Source organism: Kribbella sp. NPDC031520, assembly GCF_055580825.1.
Genome location: NZ_JBVIKS010000006.1, coordinates 270,258 through 285,138, shown reverse-complemented (window position 1 = coordinate 285,138; position 14,881 = coordinate 270,258). Strand labels below are relative to the sequence as shown.

The 14,881-nt window shown below is 68.8% G+C and carries 19 protein-coding genes; 9 read left to right on the top strand and 10 right to left on the bottom strand.

Annotated features, from left to right (window positions below):
- The first annotated feature begins 12 nt into the window (after positions 1 to 12).
- Both ACZ5BU_RS30320 and ACZ5BU_RS30315 read left to right on the top strand, forming a co-directional pair.
- Entirely contained in the window at positions 13 to 891 is an 879-nt protein-coding gene (locus ACZ5BU_RS30320; protein WP_465703851.1) for a prephenate dehydratase, read from the top strand.
- A 180-nt stretch (positions 892 to 1,071) separates the two neighbouring features.
- Positions 1,072 to 2,052, top strand: a complete 981-nt coding sequence (locus ACZ5BU_RS30315; protein WP_465703850.1) for a GNAT family N-acetyltransferase — start codon at positions 1,072 to 1,074, stop codon at positions 2,050 to 2,052.
- Positions 2,053 to 2,061: 9 nt separating this feature from the next.
- Here ACZ5BU_RS30315 and ACZ5BU_RS30310 read toward each other — a convergent pair whose 3' ends face one another.
- A complete protein-coding gene (locus ACZ5BU_RS30310; protein WP_465703849.1) occupies positions 2,062 to 2,358 on the bottom strand; it encodes a hypothetical protein in 297 nt (98 codons plus the stop codon).
- Positions 2,355 to 2,966, bottom strand: coding sequence for a DedA family protein (locus ACZ5BU_RS30305; protein ID WP_465703848.1), 612 nt, complete (start codon positions 2,964 to 2,966; stop codon positions 2,355 to 2,357). Before ACZ5BU_RS30305 ends, ACZ5BU_RS30310 begins: the two co-directional genes overlap by 4 nt.
- Positions 2,967 to 3,171: 205 nt before the next feature.
- Here ACZ5BU_RS30305 and ACZ5BU_RS30300 point away from each other — a divergent pair, with 205 nt between their 5' ends.
- Together ACZ5BU_RS30300 and ACZ5BU_RS30295 are read left to right on the top strand one after the other, a co-directional pair.
- Positions 3,172 to 4,488: an HAD-IA family hydrolase gene (locus tag ACZ5BU_RS30300; protein ID WP_465703847.1), complete on the top strand. Its 1,317-nt coding sequence runs from the start codon at positions 3,172 to 3,174 to the stop codon at positions 4,486 to 4,488.
- A 46-nt stretch (positions 4,489 to 4,534) separates the two neighbouring features.
- Positions 4,535 to 4,906, top strand: a complete 372-nt coding sequence (locus tag ACZ5BU_RS30295) for a hypothetical protein (RefSeq protein WP_465703846.1) — start codon at positions 4,535 to 4,537, stop codon at positions 4,904 to 4,906.
- A gap of 18 nt (positions 4,907 to 4,924) precedes the next feature.
- On the opposite strand, the gene ACZ5BU_RS30290 is transcribed toward ACZ5BU_RS30295, so the two are convergent.
- Complete coding sequence (locus tag ACZ5BU_RS30290; RefSeq protein ID WP_465703845.1) at positions 4,925 to 5,551, bottom strand: ComEA family DNA-binding protein; 627 nt, start codon at positions 5,549 to 5,551, stop codon at positions 4,925 to 4,927.
- A 270-nt stretch (positions 5,552 to 5,821) separates the two neighbouring features.
- Between ACZ5BU_RS30290 and ACZ5BU_RS30285 the strand changes: the two genes are divergently transcribed.
- Complete coding sequence (locus ACZ5BU_RS30285; RefSeq protein WP_465703844.1) at positions 5,822 to 6,733, top strand: hypothetical protein; 912 nt, start codon at positions 5,822 to 5,824, stop codon at positions 6,731 to 6,733.
- A 5-nt stretch (positions 6,734 to 6,738) separates the two neighbouring features.
- On the opposite strand, the gene ACZ5BU_RS30280 is transcribed toward ACZ5BU_RS30285, so the two are convergent.
- The 4 genes from ACZ5BU_RS30280 to pcaD all read right to left on the bottom strand — a co-directional run bounded on the left by ACZ5BU_RS30280 (position 6,739) and on the right by pcaD (position 10,641).
- On the bottom strand, positions 6,739 to 8,670 hold the full coding sequence (locus ACZ5BU_RS30280) for a TIGR03960 family B12-binding radical SAM protein (protein WP_465703843.1): 1,932 nt from the start codon (positions 8,668 to 8,670) through the stop codon (positions 6,739 to 6,741).
- A gap of 82 nt (positions 8,671 to 8,752) precedes the next feature.
- Complete coding sequence (locus ACZ5BU_RS30275; protein WP_465703842.1) at positions 8,753 to 9,202, bottom strand: hypothetical protein; 450 nt, start codon at positions 9,200 to 9,202, stop codon at positions 8,753 to 8,755.
- Positions 9,199 to 9,834 (bottom strand): hypothetical protein, encoded by a 636-nt coding sequence (locus ACZ5BU_RS30270; protein ID WP_465703841.1) that lies wholly within the window; start codon positions 9,832 to 9,834, stop codon positions 9,199 to 9,201. The genes ACZ5BU_RS30275 and ACZ5BU_RS30270 overlap by 4 nt, the downstream gene beginning before the upstream one ends.
- A gap of 60 nt (positions 9,835 to 9,894) precedes the next feature.
- Complete coding sequence (gene pcaD / locus ACZ5BU_RS30265; protein ID WP_465703840.1) at positions 9,895 to 10,641, bottom strand: 3-oxoadipate enol-lactonase; 747 nt, start codon at positions 10,639 to 10,641, stop codon at positions 9,895 to 9,897.
- 103 nt (positions 10,642 to 10,744) lie between these two features.
- On the opposite strand from pcaD, the gene ACZ5BU_RS30260 reads away from it, so the two are divergent.
- Positions 10,745 to 11,683 (top strand): TIGR03560 family F420-dependent LLM class oxidoreductase, encoded by a 939-nt coding sequence (locus ACZ5BU_RS30260; RefSeq protein ID WP_465703839.1) that lies wholly within the window; start codon positions 10,745 to 10,747, stop codon positions 11,681 to 11,683.
- Positions 11,684 to 11,704: 21 nt separating this feature from the next.
- Here ACZ5BU_RS30260 and ACZ5BU_RS30255 read toward each other — a convergent pair whose 3' ends face one another.
- Complete coding sequence (locus ACZ5BU_RS30255) at positions 11,705 to 12,115, bottom strand: DUF2000 domain-containing protein (protein ID WP_465703838.1); 411 nt, start codon at positions 12,113 to 12,115, stop codon at positions 11,705 to 11,707.
- 79 nt (positions 12,116 to 12,194) lie between these two features.
- Between ACZ5BU_RS30255 and ACZ5BU_RS30250 the strand changes: the two genes are divergently transcribed.
- Positions 12,195 to 12,698 carry an Lrp/AsnC family transcriptional regulator gene (locus tag ACZ5BU_RS30250; RefSeq protein ID WP_465703837.1) on the top strand — a complete coding sequence of 168 codons (504 nt, stop codon included), beginning with the start codon at positions 12,195 to 12,197 and terminating at the stop codon, positions 12,696 to 12,698.
- On the opposite strand, the gene ACZ5BU_RS30245 is transcribed toward ACZ5BU_RS30250, so the two are convergent.
- Positions 12,658 to 13,086, bottom strand: coding sequence for a MarR family winged helix-turn-helix transcriptional regulator (locus ACZ5BU_RS30245; RefSeq protein WP_465703836.1), 429 nt, complete (start codon positions 13,084 to 13,086; stop codon positions 12,658 to 12,660). The genes ACZ5BU_RS30250 and ACZ5BU_RS30245 overlap by 41 nt on opposite strands.
- Before the next feature lie 64 nt (positions 13,087 to 13,150).
- Here ACZ5BU_RS30245 and ACZ5BU_RS30240 point away from each other — a divergent pair, with 64 nt between their 5' ends.
- Positions 13,151 to 13,981, top strand: a complete 831-nt coding sequence (locus ACZ5BU_RS30240; RefSeq protein WP_465703835.1) for a CE1 family esterase — start codon at positions 13,151 to 13,153, stop codon at positions 13,979 to 13,981.
- Positions 13,982 to 14,008: 27 nt separating this feature from the next.
- Positions 14,009 to 14,560, top strand: a complete 552-nt coding sequence (locus ACZ5BU_RS30235; protein ID WP_465703834.1) for a YbhB/YbcL family Raf kinase inhibitor-like protein — start codon at positions 14,009 to 14,011, stop codon at positions 14,558 to 14,560.
- On the opposite strand, the gene ACZ5BU_RS30230 is transcribed toward ACZ5BU_RS30235, so the two are convergent.
- The gene (locus ACZ5BU_RS30230) at positions 14,545 to 14,874 is read right to left on the bottom strand and encodes a sigma factor (protein WP_465703833.1); all 330 of its coding nucleotides are present in this window, start codon (positions 14,872 to 14,874) and stop codon (positions 14,545 to 14,547) included. The two genes, ACZ5BU_RS30235 and ACZ5BU_RS30230, sit on opposite strands and share 16 nt — an antisense overlap.
- Between the last annotated feature and the right edge of the window lie 7 nt (positions 14,875 to 14,881).

The window sequence follows — 14,881 nt, the reverse complement described above, 5'->3', positions numbered from 1 at the left end:
CCCTGGGAGATCGTGGACGGACCGATCGCTTATCAGGGTGAGCCAGGCGCCAACTCGGCGATGGCGTGCACCGACATGTTCCCCGAGCGCGAGCAGATGCCGTGTACGACGTTCGAGGACGCGCTCGAGGCGGTCAGCAGCGGGCGCGCCGGGCTGGCGATGATCCCGGTCGACAACTCGATCGCCGGGCGGGTCGCGGACATCCACCACCTGCTGCCCGAGTCCGGGCTGCACATCGTCGGCGAGTACTTCCTGCCGATCCACTTCCAGCTGCTCGGGGTTCCCGGTACGTCGCTGGACCAGATCAGGACGGTCCGCAGCCACGTGCACGCGCTCGGGCAGTGCCGGAAGATCATCCGCGAGCACGGGTGGTCGACGGTCGTCGCCGACGACACCGCCGGAGCGGCGCGGGAGGTCTCGGAGCTCGGTGATCCGACCGTGGCGTCGCTGTCGCCGCGAGCCGCCGCCGAGTTGTACGGCCTGCAGACGCTGGCGTCCGACGTCGAGGACGAGCACCACAACACGACCCGATTCCTGGTGCTGTCGCGAGAGCCTGAAGTACCGCCGGTGGGTTCGGGGCCGGTCATCACGTCGTTCGTGTACCGCGTCCGGAACGTGTCGGCCGCGTTGTACAAGGCGCTCGGCGGGTTCGCGACGAATGGCGTGAACATGACCAAGCTGGAGTCGTACCAGCTCGGCGGCATGTTCTTCGCCACCCAGTTCTACGCCGACATCGAAGGCCACCCCGAGGAGCCCAACGTGGCCCTCGCCCTGGAGGAACTCGCCTTCTTCTCAGTAGAGGTCCGCATCCTCGGCGTCTACCCCGCCAACGAGTTCCGCTCCCAAATAGCCGAACCAGCCGCCAACCGAGCCCTTCGCCCCCACCACTAGTCCGCCGCGCTGACCTCGCGGACGAGTGGGCTGAGCTCGGCTGGGTCGCCCGGTACTGCGGCACCGGCCACACCTCCTGGGGTCTGGGGACAGGCTATTGCCTGTTCGCAGTGACCATTGCTTGTTCCCGGATGGGTTATTGGGGGGTGGGCGGTGGCGGGAGCCACTAGGGTCCTCGGCATGGAGATTGTGAGTGTGGACGGCCGGGATGCCGACGTGTTTCGGCGGTTCTACGACGTGAAGTTCGGGGTGCGGCGGGAGGAGTTGGAGTTTCCGCCTGGGTTGGGGGTTGAGGAGGCCCGGGTGGTGATGGCCGGTACGCATGCTGATGTGCGGGCCGAGGGGCTCGGGGTGGTGGACGGGGACGAGTGGCTCGGGATCGCCTGGCTGGACTGGTGGTTGGTGGGGAACACGGACACCGTCGACGTGGAGCTTGCGGTGGTGCCGGAGTACCGGCGGCGTGGGGTGGCGAGCCGGCTGCTGGAGGCGGCGATCGGGAAGGCGCGGGCCGAGGGGCGGAAGATCGTCTCGGGGACGAACATGGCGGGCGATCCGGTGACGGGTGAGAGTTCGGGTACGGCGTTCGCCCGGGCGCGCGGGTTCGAGAAGAAGCACGCCGAGCTGCATCAGGTGGTCGAGCTGCCGATCGAGGGGCTCGTCGAGCAACCGGTCGACGGGTACGAGATCGTCCAGTGGCGCGAGCACGCGCCGGACGAGTGGATGGACCAGTTCGTCGAGCTGCTCAGCGGGATGAGCGAGGACGTACCGACCGGCGACCGTACGGACAAGCCGGTGCGCTGGACTGCCGAGCTCGTCCGTGACGCCGAGGCCCGGCGGGTTGCGCAGGGGCGCTTCACGTACACGACAGCCGCCGTCCACACCGCCTCCGGCGAGCTGGCGGCGTACACCCAGATGGGCGGTACGCCGGAAACCCCGGAGCGCCTGAACCAGTACGACACGTACGTACGCCGCACGCACCGCGGCAACCGCCTCGGCATCGCCGTCAAGGCTCCGAACCTCCGCGCTCTCCAGGCCGGGGTCCAACTTCCCGCCGTACTGCACACCTGGAACGCTCCCGAGAACACGCCGATGATTGCCGTCAACAACAAACTCGGTTTCCGCCCGGTCGCCCAACGCACCACCTGGGAACGCGAACTCTAAAGCCGCGTACTACGTATGGCGGGCCAAGTACCAGGTGCCGGCGACAGTGACGCCGATCAGGAAGACGGCGGAGAGCTCGTCGCGGAGTTCGCGGCGAACTTCGTTGTTGTCGCCGGCGCAGTCGGCCAGGTGGTGCAACGCCTGGGAGCGGGTCGCCAGGTGGTGTTCGCCGGCGCAGAGGACGACCTCGGTGCCGACCGTGTGGATCTGGCCGCGGTGTTCGATGGCGTCCGGGAAGACCCATGCGAGCAGGACGACGAGGGCGCTGACGGTCAGCACCAGCCAGGCAGCCATCTTCCGGGTCACGAGGCCCGCTCCTTCCGGTGCCGCCGTACCCGCCACACCACGATCGCGATCACGACGATGCCCGCGACGACGAGCGCCGCGGCCCGGCCGAAGGTCTTCTCGACGCGGGCGTACGAGTTCCCGGCCAGGTACCCGAGCAACACAACGGCAGTCCCCCACACGATCCCGCCGGCCGCGTTGAACGCCAGGAACTTCAGGTACCGCATCCCGGACATCCCTGCCAGCGCAGGCATCGTCGCACGGAAGAACGCCACGAACCGTCCCAGGAACACCGCCGTACCGCCCCGCTCGGCCAGCTGCTTGCGCGCCGCCTCGAGCCGATCCTTACGCCGCGCCACCAACCGGCTGCCGAGGATGCGCGGCCCGAAGAACCGCCCGACCTCGTACCCGACCGTGTCGCCGACGATCGCCGCGGCGATCACCACCACGAGGATCAGTGGCAACGCGGTATGCCCGAGCGCCGCGGTGACTCCCCCGAGTACGGCGGCGGTCTCCCCCGGCAGCACGAACCCGACGAACAGCGCGTCCTCGGCGAACACCAGCAACCCGACCATCCCGTACACGGCGATCCCGTGCAGCCCGAGCAGCCAGCCCGTCAGACCTTTCATGACAGCAGAACCACCCGCATCCGCGCTCCGGCGAGCACCCGGATGCTCGGCAGGGCCGTGTACGGACGGGTCTCGTGAACCGCGTGCACGATCGGTTGGCTGGCTGACACAGCGAACAGCGTCGCACCCCCGCCGCTGATCGCCGCAACCACCCCCGCCACCACGCCGGAACGCCGCTCGAGCTCGCTGTTCTAGGCTGACACTCATGTGGAGCCCGAATGCGCGTGACGTTGGCGGACTTCCGACCCGGTACGGCGTGCCGACCCGCTCGCGGGCCCTCGTACGGACCGATGCGTTCGACGCCGCGGCACTGGACGAACTCGAGGCGATCAGGCCGGGGCTCGTTCTGGATCTGCGGTCCGATTGGGAGCTGAAGCAACCACATCCGCTAGACGGCACCCCGGCGTACCGGCGAATCCCCTGGATCGACCCGGAGGCCGAGCGGCTGCGTGATCCGGATGCCGAGCCGCGGCTGCTCGACGTCTACCGCAACAGCCTGACGCGGAACGCCGCCCACATCCGCCGGATCTTCGCGGCGATCGCGGACGCGCCCGCGGACCGGCCGGTCGTCGTCCACTGCAAGGCAGGCAAGGACCGCACCGGTCTGACGGTCGCGATCCTGCTCGAGTTGGCCGGCGTACCGCGCGCCGAGATCGCCGCCGACTACGCGATCAGCGAGGTCCACCTCGGCACCCAGGACGGACCCGAGTTCGCCCGGACCCGCCCGGAGACGATCCTCGGCTCGCTCGACCACCTCGACTCGCTCGGTGGCGTCCGCGCGTACCTGTCGAGCCTCGGGCTGACCCCGGCGCAGATCCACCGGCTCGCGACGCGCCTCGTACCGGCCGACGCCGAGGCGATCGTGTTCGACTTCGACGGCCTGCTGATGGACACCGAGACCACGATGGTCGAGAGCTGGCAGGCCGAATGGGCGCACCACGGCCTCGAGCTCGACCTCAGCACCTTCTGGCCCGGCCACGGCGGCAACGTCACCGAGGACCGGTACGACGTACTCGCCGCGGCGGTCGGCGCCGGGTTCGACCGGTCCGCGAGCCACGCCCGCCGCCTCGCGCACCGCGACCGCCTGCACGCCGGCCTCGACTTCCGCCCGGGGATCCGCGCGTGGATCCGCGCCGCCCGGGACCTCGGGCTCAAGGTCGGCATCGCGAGCAGTTCACCCCGTGAGTGGGTGGTCGGGCATCTCGATCGCGTCGGCGCGGTCGGGCTGTTCGACCAGATCGTCACCGGCGACGAGGTCGCGACGCACAAACCGGATCCGGCGATCTACGAGCTGGCCCTGCAACGCCTCGGCGTACCGTCGGCGATCGCCGTCGAGGACACCCCGCACGGCGTCGCGGCAGCGCAGGCGGCCGGGATGTACGCGGTCGCCGTACCGAATCCGTACGTCGAACCGGCCGCTGTCGCCGACGCCGACCTCGTTCTGAGCAGCGCTGACGAACTCTTGCTCAGCGAACTGCTTCTTTCGGCCCAGCCGAAAGGGTCGACGCCAGTAACCAAGTGACCTAATCTGCTGCCCTTCGGTAAAATTCCAACTGGAGGGAACGCTTATGCGGAAGCTTGCTGGAATGCTGGTGGCGACAGCCACAGCCGCCGCCGGACTGGTCGCGGGAACGCCGGCCGCACACGCCTCGACGACCGCCTGCGACCTCGTCACCGCGAAGTCCGTCGGCTACTCGGCCCTGATGCTGTACGTCGCCGTCGGCCTGGAGGGCTGCTCGAACAGCGTCACCGAAGTACGCGTCGAACTCCAGAAGGGTCCGAGCGCCGCCGGACCGTTCACCACGGTCGCGGAGACGTACGCATACTCCGGCGGCGGCGCTTGGTTCGACGAGGGCACCGGCTGCGGCTACTACATCGGCGTCGCCCACTGGCAGGACCAAACCGAGACAACCCCAACCCCGGCGTACTACTGCAACTGACCTGCGATCGACGGGCGGTCACTCGCCGAGGAACAGGAAGTACTCGGCGAGGCGTTCGGCAAGACCCAGCGGGAGCTCGGCGAACACGCTGAGCTCCTCGACGGAGCTGTACGGACCACGAGCTTCGCGCAACTGCACCACACGCTCGGCCAGCTCCGTAGTCATGCCGGGCATCCTGGCGAGCACCTCGGCCGGAACGCTGTTCACGTCGACCAGGCCACCGTCGTCGAAGGTTCGCAATCCGTCGGGACGCCCGATCCGCAGGTCCCGGGCCATACCCGGATCCTCGGCTGCGATCGCGCGGGCCTGGGCTCGCAACCCACGACGTACCTTGGCGGCCTCCATCGCCGCCTCCATCGCGGGATCCTGGGGCTCCGGGCGCGTGCGGAACACCGAGGAACGGCAGACGAGGGCGTGGGCCGTCCCCACCAGCCAGACAGTGGTCAAGACCACGGACGCACTGTCCTCGTCCAGGACGAAGAGACCCAGCACGACCAGCACCGTGTAGACCGCCGCGGCGATCGCGAGCTGCCGGGATCGCACCCGCTGTGCGGCCAGGAGAAATGTCACCGGGGTAGCCAGCCCGAACGTGACGAACGGCGAGATCGCCCAGAACCAGCTGATGACCTGCGTCCTGGTGTTCATCCGAGCCGGACTCCGCTGAGCCGCGGGAACGCGGCTGGACGTGGTTCTCATGATGTCCCCCTCCGACACCTTGTTAGATACGTCCCGGGCCTGCGGAGTTTCGCCGTACCGCCGGTGATTTCCTGTGTCCGGACGGACACGAACGGCGAATCGCAACTTCTGCCGCGGGAACGGCATCGACCAGTGCAAGAGCCTGCTGCGGGAGGACGGCGCGGAGTCCGTCTCCTGGGGCGACCGCCGGCGGCACGGAGTCCGGTGGAGGACAGACAGATGAATCGAAAACAGCGAGCTTGGGCGATTCTGGGGGTAGCAACGCTTCTGGCGACCGGAGGGGTGCCGGCAGGAGCCGCTACGCAACGGACCACGACCACCGCTGCGGTCTGCAGCCTGCGTCTCGGGTCGGTCGACCCGGCCGGGAATCTGGTCTCCCAGCAGGTCGTGGCCAACCGCCCACCGACGATCTCCAGTGACGCGCCGAAGCTGCCGGTGTACGCGGCCGGAAAGGTCAGGCTCAGCAGTTCCGCCGTCGTCAGGCCGACCGAGCTCGGTCTCCAGATCGAGAACTACGTGGTGATCGGTGACGTGATGTACCACAGCGTCGCCCGCACCGGCGCCGACGGACGGCTGGACCCGAAGCATCCGCCGGTGCTGACCCGGGTGGGCGGCGGCTGGGGAAGCTTCATCGCCTTCGAGCGGTCCGTCCGGCCCGGTTATTCGATGATGTACGGACTGCGCAACGACGGCGCCCTCTTCAGGTGGCTGACCCGGCCCGACGGCGTCTGGCACCGGGCCGGTTCGTTCCCCGGGTACGGCGGCTTCAAGTCGATGGCCTTGATCAGCAAGACCAGCACGTACGACACCTTCCTGATGAACAGCTACAGCGGAGCGCTCTACACCCAGCATCTGCCGGTCAGCTCGCCGTTCACCGGGGTGGTGAAGATGGTTCGGCAGCGGACCTGGCAGGGCTTCGAGTCACTCGTGGCCGAGAAGTGCGGCCGCTACGGCACGCTACTTGTTGCCATCGACAACGACACGCACACCGGCTACCTGTACGCCGTCGGACACGCGAACGGCTTCGCCACGGTCATCCAGCAAGTCGGCAGGATCCCGGCAGCCCTCGGCGATCCCGCCTACTTCCGGGTCGTCCCGACGCCCGAACCATCGCCGCTGTTCGGCGAGTAGGCGTTTCAGACGACGGAGAGTGGCAGGAGCTTCTTGCCCGTGGGGCCGATCTGGATCTCCGTGCCCATCTGAGGACACACGCCACAGTCGAAGCAGGGGGTCCAGCGGCAGTCTTCTACCTCGATGGCGCCGTCTTCTTCGAGGGAGTCCTGCCAGTCCTCCCACAGCCAGTCGCGGTCCAGGCCCGAGTCCAGGTGGTCCCATGGCAGGACCTCGGCGTACTCGCGTTCCCGGGTCGTGTACCAGGCGAGGTCAACGGGCTCGTCCGCGAGCGCGCGTTCGGTGCACTCGACCCAACGGTCGTACGAGAAGTGCTCGCTCCAGCCGTCGAACCGGCCGCCGTCGCGCCAGACCGCCTCGATCACGCGGCCGACGCGGCGGTCGCCGCGGGACAGCAGGCCCTCGATAATGCCGGGCTTGCCGTCGTGGTACCGGAAGCCGATCGCCTTCGCGTAGTTCTTGTCCGCGCGGATCGCCGCACCGAGCTTCGCCAGCCGCGCGTCGGTCTCCTCGGCGCCGAGCTGGGCGGCCCACTGGAACGGCGTGTGCGGCTTCGGTACGAACCCGCCGATCGACACCGTGCACCGGATGTCGCGCCGCCCGGCCGCCTCCCGGCCGGTCGCGATCACCTTCTTCGCCAGGTCGGCGATCGCCAGCACGTCCTCGTCGGTCTCGGTCGGCAGACCGCACATGAAGTACAGCTTCACCTGCCGCCAGCCGTGGCTGTACGCCGCCGCGACCGTACGGATCAGGTCCTCCTCGGTGACCATCTTGTTGATCACCTTGCGCATCCGGTCCGAGCCGCCCTCGGGCGCGAACGTCAGCCCGCTGCGCCGGCCGTTGCGGGAGAACTCGTTGGCCAGCGTGATGTTGAAGGCGTCGACCCTTGTCGAAGGCAACGACAGGGAGACGTTGCTGCCCTCGTACCGGTCGCCGAGGCCCTTCGCAACCTCCGCGATCTCACTGTGGTCGGCGCTCGACAGGCTGAGCAGGCCGACCTCCTCGAAACCGGACTGCTGCAGGCCGTTCTCGACCATGTTGCCGATCGTGGTGATGCTCCGCTCGCGCACCGGGCGGGTGATCATTCCCGCCTGGCAGAACCGGCAGCCGCGGGTGCAGCCGCGGAAGATCTCCACCGAGTACCGCTCGTGAACGGTCTCGGCCAGCGGAACCAGCGGCTTCTTCGGGTACGGCCACGCGTCGAGGTCCATCACCGTGTGCTTGGCGGTCCGGAACGGTACGCCGTGACGATTCGGGGTGACGCGCTGGATCCGGCCGTCGGCGAGGTAGTCGACGGTGAAGAACTTCGGGATGTACACGCCGCCGGACTTCGCCAGCCGCAGCAGCACCTCGTCGCGGCCACCCGGGCGGCCCTCGGCCTTCCACTCCCGGATCACCTCGGAGATCGCCAGCACGACCTCCTCGCCGTCGCCCATCACCGCGGCGTCCAGGAAGTCCGCGATCGGTTCCGGGTTGAACGCCGCGTGCCCGCCGGCCAGCACGATCGGGTCCTCGTCGGTCCGGTCCACCGCGTGCAGCGGGATCCCGGCCAGGTCCAGCGCGGTCAGCATGTTCGTGTACCCGAGCTCGGTCGAGAACGACAGCCCGAACACGTCGAACGCCCGTACCGGCCGGTGCGAGTCGAGCGTGAACTGCGGGATGTCGTTGTCCCGCATCACCTTCTCCATGTCCGGCCAGACGGAGTACGTCCGCTCGGCGAGGATGTGGTCCCGCTCGTTCAGCACCTCGTACAGGATCTGCACGCCCTGGTTGGGCAGGGCAACCTCGTACGCGTCCGGATACATCAGCGCCCACCGGACACTGACCGCGTCCCATTCCTTACTGACCGAGTTCAGCTCACCGCCGACGTACTGGATCGGCTTCTGCACACCCGGCAGCAACGCCTCCAGGCGCGGGAACAACGATTCGACAGTCATGGCAACTTCCAGTCAGCGGTCCAGAGCGCCTACCAGCCTAGGGCATGTCTCGCCGCACCACTCCAGCCCTGGAATCGACGACTCAGTCGTCGGCGGCCGGCCGAGCCCGGGGTACGGTGCCGAACCCGGCTCGGTACTCGTTCAGGCACTCCGTGAAGGCGACCTCGAACTGTTCGACGGTCGTGATACCCGCGTCGTACAACTCGAGCTCGTGCTGCAGCGTCGCGGCCAGACGCTCAGGCAGTCCCCATCCCGAGATCCGGTGTCCCAAGGTCACCGCACGCTCGCGCAGCTCGCGACGGCGTTCCTCCGCGGCCTGGCGTTCCTGACGTGACGCCAGCCGGGCCTCGAGACCCTTCCGGACCCCGAGCGCCAGCGAGGCAGCCAGGATCGCGACGTACCCGGGCGGCAGGAACGGTACGACGTCGGCGCCCGCATCCAGGACGTACGCCAGTGGCCCGGCCAGCAGCACGACCGCAAGATCGGCCGGGGACGAGACCCGGTCAAGCAGCTTCCCGAGGTCGTCGATCACTGGTCACCCATCCGTCGCTGCAACTCGAGGACGAGTCGCAGCCGCCAGGTGTCCGGCGCCTGTGCCAGGAGCTCGTCGAGGTGGACGAGATCTGCCTTCCATCGCTCCGGCGAGTCACCTCCGACGAGCGTCGCAAGGATGGCGGGGCGCTCATCCTGCGCCGCCTGCAGGTACTGCAGGAGGTCGCCAAGCAGCCGCTGGTCCTCGCCGTTGCCAACCAGCCGGCCCAACGCCGTCAGCATCTCGGAGAATGTATGCCGTTGCCCCCAGGACGCCGGTCGGCTGTGAAGGTTGTACAACACCTGTCTCGGGTAGAGCCGATTCGGGGGCTCACGGCGCCGGGAGGCACCGTTGTCGCGGCCCTGGGCCTTGGCCGCATCCGCGAACACCCGCCGCGCACGCCTCGCGGCGGCCCAGACCCGGATCGGGCCCCCAACGCCCGACCGTACGACGAGCGTCAGCACGGCCGGGGCCAGGAACAGGGCGAGGGCGCCGCCGCCCGCCACGAAGAACACCGCGACCGCGTTGAGACCCGACGGCAGTCCGTCAGCCAGGAAGAAAGCGAACAGTCCTACGGCCATGGCGAGGCCGAGCAGGTTCCCTTTACGGGCCGGCTCGTCAGGCCTGCTCACTCACGCTCCCTTCGGTCACCTCATTGTTCCCGACCGCAGCCGGGTGAATCCAGTGCGTGATCAGGCGAGGTGGGCGAGCAGCAACGGGTTGATGACCTCGGGGTGGGAGTAGGTGACCAGGTGGGCGGCGTTCTCGATGATTTCCAGGTGGGCGCCGGGGATCTCGGCTGCCAGGGGGACGACGGTTTCGGGTGGGATCGAGGTGTCGGAGTCGGCGGTGATGACCAGGACGGGGGCTGTTATGGCGGACAGGCCTGGTAGGAGGTTGGTGGTGCTCAGGGCCTCCAGGCAGGCGGCGTAGCCCTCGGGTGGGCAGGCCAGGAGCATCTGCCGGATCGGTTCGAGGTCCTCCTTGAAGTCGGGGAGGAACCAGCGGGCCAGGGTTGCGTCGACGACGGATTGCATGCCTTCGGCGCGGACCTGGGCGGCTCGGTCGAGCCATACCTGCGCGGTGGCGGCGGGGTTCGACGGTGGGCAGATCAGTGCGAAGCGGTGGAAGCGGTCGGGGGCGTTCTGCGCCAGCCAGAGGCCGACGGCGCCGCCGAGGGAGATTCCGACGTACGACGCCTGCTCGATCTCGAGCGCGTCCAGCAACCCGACGACGTCCCCGCCCAGGTCGTCGATCGTGTACGGGCCCTCGGGGACCTCGGAGTCGCCGTGGCCGCGGTGGTCGAAGGCGATCACCCGGAAGCGTTGCGCGAGTACGTCGACCTGTGGTGCCCACATCGCCTGGCTCGCACCGAGCGACGACCCGAGCAGTACGACGGGTGCGTCGGCCGGACCGGTCTCCACGTAGTTGAGTCGCATGATCCCACCATACGGACGCCCGCAGCCACGGGCCGATTCCTTTTGACGTGCCGACCGGTCGATATGCACAGACGAGTGCAAGCACTTCATCGAAAGGGCCGCCATGACCGACTTCAGTGTGTTCCTGCCCACCGGATTCACCGGCGAGCTCGCCGGCCTCGAGCCGGCCGACGCGTTCCGCCGGATCACGGCGGTGACACAGACCGCGGACGAGCTCGGCTTCCACGCCGTGTACGTCCCTGACCACATGCATCCGATCCCACCCTCGCAGGCTCCGGTGTTCGAGGCCTGGACGACGATCACAGCGCTCGCGGCCGCGACCGACCGGATCCGGCTCGGCCCGCTGGTGACCTCGAACAGCTACCGCAATCCCGCGCTCCAGGCGAAAATCGCGTCCACGATCGATGTCGTGAGCAACGGCCGGCTGATCTTCGGAATCGGCGCCGGCTGGTACGAGCCGGACTACCTCGGGTACGGGTACGAGTTCGGCACCGCCGGCGAGCGGTTGCGACGGCTGGACGAGGCGGTGCAACTGATCCGCCGGTTCTGGACGGAGGAATCGGTCGACTTCGAGGGGAAGTACTACCGGGCCGCCGGCGGACTCAACCAGCCGAAGGGAATCCAGCAACCACACATCCCGATCCTGGTCGCGGGCGGCGGCGAGCAGAAGACCCTGCGTACGGTTGCGCGGTGGGCTGACGCGTCGAACGTGATGGACTCGCCGGAGGTGCTGCGCCGCAAGTACGACGTACTGCGCAAGCACTGCGCCGACGTCGGCCGCCAGTACGACGACATCCGGCGAACGGTCACCACCTCGTACATCCTGGGCACGTCGGACGCAGAAGCTCGCTCCAGGGTCCCGGCGGGCGCCGAGTTCGCGTTCCCCGGCGATCTCGCCTCGTACGGCCTGATCGGGACCGCAGCGACGATCCGGCAACGGATCGCCGCGTTCGAGAACGCCGGAGCCCAGGAGCTCGTCGTCGGCTTCGAGAACGGCCTGGACCCGGACGAACTGCGCCGCTTCGCCGACCTCTTCCTCTGAGCCGCTCTACCGGTAGAGCGCCTACCGGTAGAGCGGTAAGGCGCCGGTCAGGGAGTCGACGGCGGAGCGCGGGCCGTAGAGGGCGAGGCCAAGGTACTCGATGTCGTCGGGCTTGGTTCCGCTCAGAGTGGTCGACATCTGCTCGTAGGTGCGCGCGTGTTGAGCGATCTGGTGCATGTCGTGCACGGTGACGTCGTCCCGGGCCGCCGCCTGCGTGTGGAGGTCGTGCAGTTGCTCGGCGGATGCTCGCAGTACGGGAATCGGATGGGCGCACATCCCGGCATGCGGTGCGCCCGAGGCGTCGGCGGTGTCCGGGCCGACCACATCGTCGTGGTGGTGGCCGAGGCCGACCCCGAGCAGGGCGGCGGTGTTCAAGGCGACGCCGGCCGGCGCCTCGGCCGCGATCACCACGACCATCTTGTTCGTCAGCACGAGGGCAAAGCTAGCCAAGTGCACGGGGTCGGGTCCGATGATCCGAACATCGTTCGGCGAATCTGCCAAACTTCCTGTCATGGACGAACTTGATACGGCGCTGCTGCGGATGCTGCAGAACGACGCCCGCCGGACCAACCGCGACATGGCGGCCGAGCTCGGGATCGCGCCGTCGACGTGCCTGGAGCGGATCCGCGGCCTGCGCGACCGCGGCGTCATTCGCGGGTACCGCGCGGAGGTGGACCTACAGGCGATCGACCGGTCCACCCAGGCCATCATCTCGATCAAGCTCCGCCCGCAGGCGATGGCCGTCGCAACCGCGTTCCAGGACTACGTGATGCAACTCCCGCAGACCCTGGACATGTTCATGGTCTCCGGCGCCACGGACTTCCTCGCGCACGTCGCGGTCAAGGACACCCAGGCGCTCCGCGACCTCGTGCTCGCGCTGGCCAAGCGTCAGGAGATCGCCGACATCCGCAGCTCGGTGGTCTTCGAGCACCATCGCCGGACGACGATCATGCCGCTCGACCCTGGGGACGGAATCAGTCGATCAGGCGACGGAGCAGCGTCAAGGACTCGCTGAGCTTGGCCTGTTCGGCCGGACTGAACCGCTCGGCGATCGCCTCCGTCAGATGCTCGTGGCCGGCATCGCGGCGTTCGGTCAGGAGCTTCTGACCGGCCGCGGTGATGACGAGGAGCTTGCGGCGTCCGTCGCCGGCGTCGGGCTCACGCCGTACCAGCCCTCGATCGACCAACTGGGACGCGGAGACCGTGACCGACTGGTGGGTGATCCGGTCCAGCCGGGCCAGGTCGGCGACGCTGTGCGGACCTTCGCGGTCGAGGCGCTTCAGGATCGAGACCTGGGACAGCGTCACGTCGCGTGGCGGCGAGACGGCGCGCTGCCGCCGTACCAACGCACCGACGACGGATTGCAGCTCGTCGGCGATCTTGCTGGCATCAGGTGCTCCCATGGCGACATAATATACAGTCTGACTGCGCAGTTTGTCTGCGTAAACGGACTGATGGGAGACCAAGGTGTTGCAGATCGGCGGCCGGGATCGGACGTTCACGATCCGCGTGCCCGCCCCGGCGGAGCAGCCGCCGCCGTTGGTGCTGATGCTGCACGGCAACAACCCGGGCGGCGCTCGGATGATGCGCGAGTTGACGATGTTCTCCCAACAGGCGGCGGCCCGGGGATTCGCGATCGCCTACCCGGACGGTGTCGACGGGTCCTGGGCGGACGGCCGCGGCGTGACCGCGGCCGACGAGGCGGGCGTGGACGACGTCGCGTTCCTGTCCGCGCTGATCGAGTGGTCGGCTGATCGGCACGGTACGTCGGCCGACCGGAGCATCGTGGCCGGGATCTCGAACGGCGCGTTCATGGCCCACCGGTTCGCGCTCGAGGCGAGCTCGCAAGTGGCGGTTCTGGCAGCCGTCGCGGGTGGCCTGCCGGCGGATCTGGCTGACGTATTACCGACGCATGCGGTGTCGGCGATGCTCATCCACGGCACGGCCGACCAGATCTCCCCGATCGAAGGCGGTTACTCGCGTCGGCGCGGCCCGAACGGCGAGCTTCGCGGTCGTACCCTCTCGCTCGCCGAGACCGCCGACCACTGGCGCACGATCGACCGCTGCCCGGACGGCCCAGGTACGACGTACCGGACCGAGCTGTCGAGCCGGACCGACTCGGACGCCGGGGTCGGCGGGACCCGGGTCGCGGCCTGGACCGTGTTCGGCGGCGGCCACAGCTGGCCCGGCGCGCCGAGCGGGGACTGGGAGCCGACCAGCGAGGAGTTCGACGCGGCCGAGGAGATCTGCCGCTTCGCCGAGCCGCTGCTCGTCGGCGCCGCGGCCCGGCAACTCTGATCCACCCACCCACACGAGGAGAACCAGATGGCAGTGCTCGGCAAGTTGCTCAAGAACAAGCGGGCCGGTGAGAACCACCTGGCGTGGAACGCGCCGAACCTGGCCGGCCCAGGCACGCTGACCCTGACGAGTCCGGACTTCGCGCACGAAGCCACGATGCCGACGGTTCACGTCGGGAAGTGGTACGGCGGTCAGGACCTCTCGCCAGCGCTCGCCTGGAGTGGCGCACCGGACGGCACGGCCCAGTATCTGCTGATGGTCGAGGACCCCGACGTCCCGATGTCCAAACCCGCCATCCACTGCGCGGCGCTGCTGGACCCCGCCCTCACCACGCTTCAGCAGGGCGCGCTGGACGCGGCAACACCTGCCGACGGCGTTCAGCTGCTTCGTTCGACGGTCGGCCGGGGGTACCGCGGGCCCGGTCCGATCAAGGGACACGGCCCGCACCGGTACGTGTTCGAACTGTTCGCCCTCGCCGCCCCGTTGTCCGTGGCGTCCGAGAAGACCAGGACCGTGATCGCCGCCGCCGGACCGGTGCTCGCCCGAGCCCGCCTCGACGGCATCTACGAACGCCGCTGATCCTCGAGCACCGACAACTTGTCCGGACTGGCGACCACCCGGATTCCCGCGATCCGATCGGCATCGAGCTCCAGTACGAGAACGTGCCGGCCGGCGCCGATGCGGACGTCGAGCGCCGGCCCGGTGACCAGGTCCAGCGGGACGACGTTCAGCTCGGCACGGCTGGGCCACGAAGTCCAGCAGCAGTCGGCGTTGCTCGTCGGTCGACGGACGGTAGCGCGGGCGGCGGCGGACCACCGTACGTACGCCTCCTGCAGCACGTCTTCCGCGTCGTGCCAGGTCCCGAGCAACCGGTACGCGAGCCCGGCGAGCATCCCACAC

Excerpts from the sequence above, each read along its gene's own strand:
- ACZ5BU_RS30235 (WP_465703834.1), top strand. The coding sequence starts at position 14,009 with ATGGCAGTGCTCGGCAAGTTGCTCAAGAACAAGCGGGCCGGTGAGAAC.
- ACZ5BU_RS30290 (WP_465703845.1), bottom strand. The coding sequence starts at position 5,551 with ATGAACACCAGGACGCAGGTCATCAGCTGGTTCTGGGCGATCTCGCCG.
- ACZ5BU_RS30295 (WP_465703846.1), top strand. The coding sequence starts at position 4,535 with ATGCGGAAGCTTGCTGGAATGCTGGTGGCGACAGCCACAGCCGCCGCC.
- ACZ5BU_RS30245 (WP_465703836.1), bottom strand. The coding sequence starts at position 13,086 with ATGGGAGCACCTGATGCCAGCAAGATCGCCGACGAGCTGCAATCCGTC.
- ACZ5BU_RS30285 (WP_465703844.1), top strand. The coding sequence starts at position 5,822 with ATGAATCGAAAACAGCGAGCTTGGGCGATTCTGGGGGTAGCAACGCTT.
- ACZ5BU_RS30280 (WP_465703843.1), bottom strand. The coding sequence starts at position 8,670 with ATGACTGTCGAATCGTTGTTCCCGCGCCTGGAGGCGTTGCTGCCGGGT.
- ACZ5BU_RS30230 (WP_465703833.1), bottom strand. The coding sequence starts at position 14,874 with ATGCTCGCCGGGCTCGCGTACCGGTTGCTCGGGACCTGGCACGACGCG.
- ACZ5BU_RS30315 (WP_465703850.1), top strand. The coding sequence starts at position 1,072 with ATGGAGATTGTGAGTGTGGACGGCCGGGATGCCGACGTGTTTCGGCGG.
- ACZ5BU_RS30260 (WP_465703839.1), top strand. The coding sequence starts at position 10,745 with ATGACCGACTTCAGTGTGTTCCTGCCCACCGGATTCACCGGCGAGCTC.
- ACZ5BU_RS30300 (WP_465703847.1), top strand. The coding sequence starts at position 3,172 with ATGTGGAGCCCGAATGCGCGTGACGTTGGCGGACTTCCGACCCGGTAC.
- pcaD (WP_465703840.1), bottom strand. The coding sequence starts at position 10,641 with ATGCGACTCAACTACGTGGAGACCGGTCCGGCCGACGCACCCGTCGTA.
- ACZ5BU_RS30250 (WP_465703837.1), top strand. The coding sequence starts at position 12,195 with ATGGACGAACTTGATACGGCGCTGCTGCGGATGCTGCAGAACGACGCC.
- ACZ5BU_RS30305 (WP_465703848.1), bottom strand. The coding sequence starts at position 2,966 with ATGAAAGGTCTGACGGGCTGGCTGCTCGGGCTGCACGGGATCGCCGTG.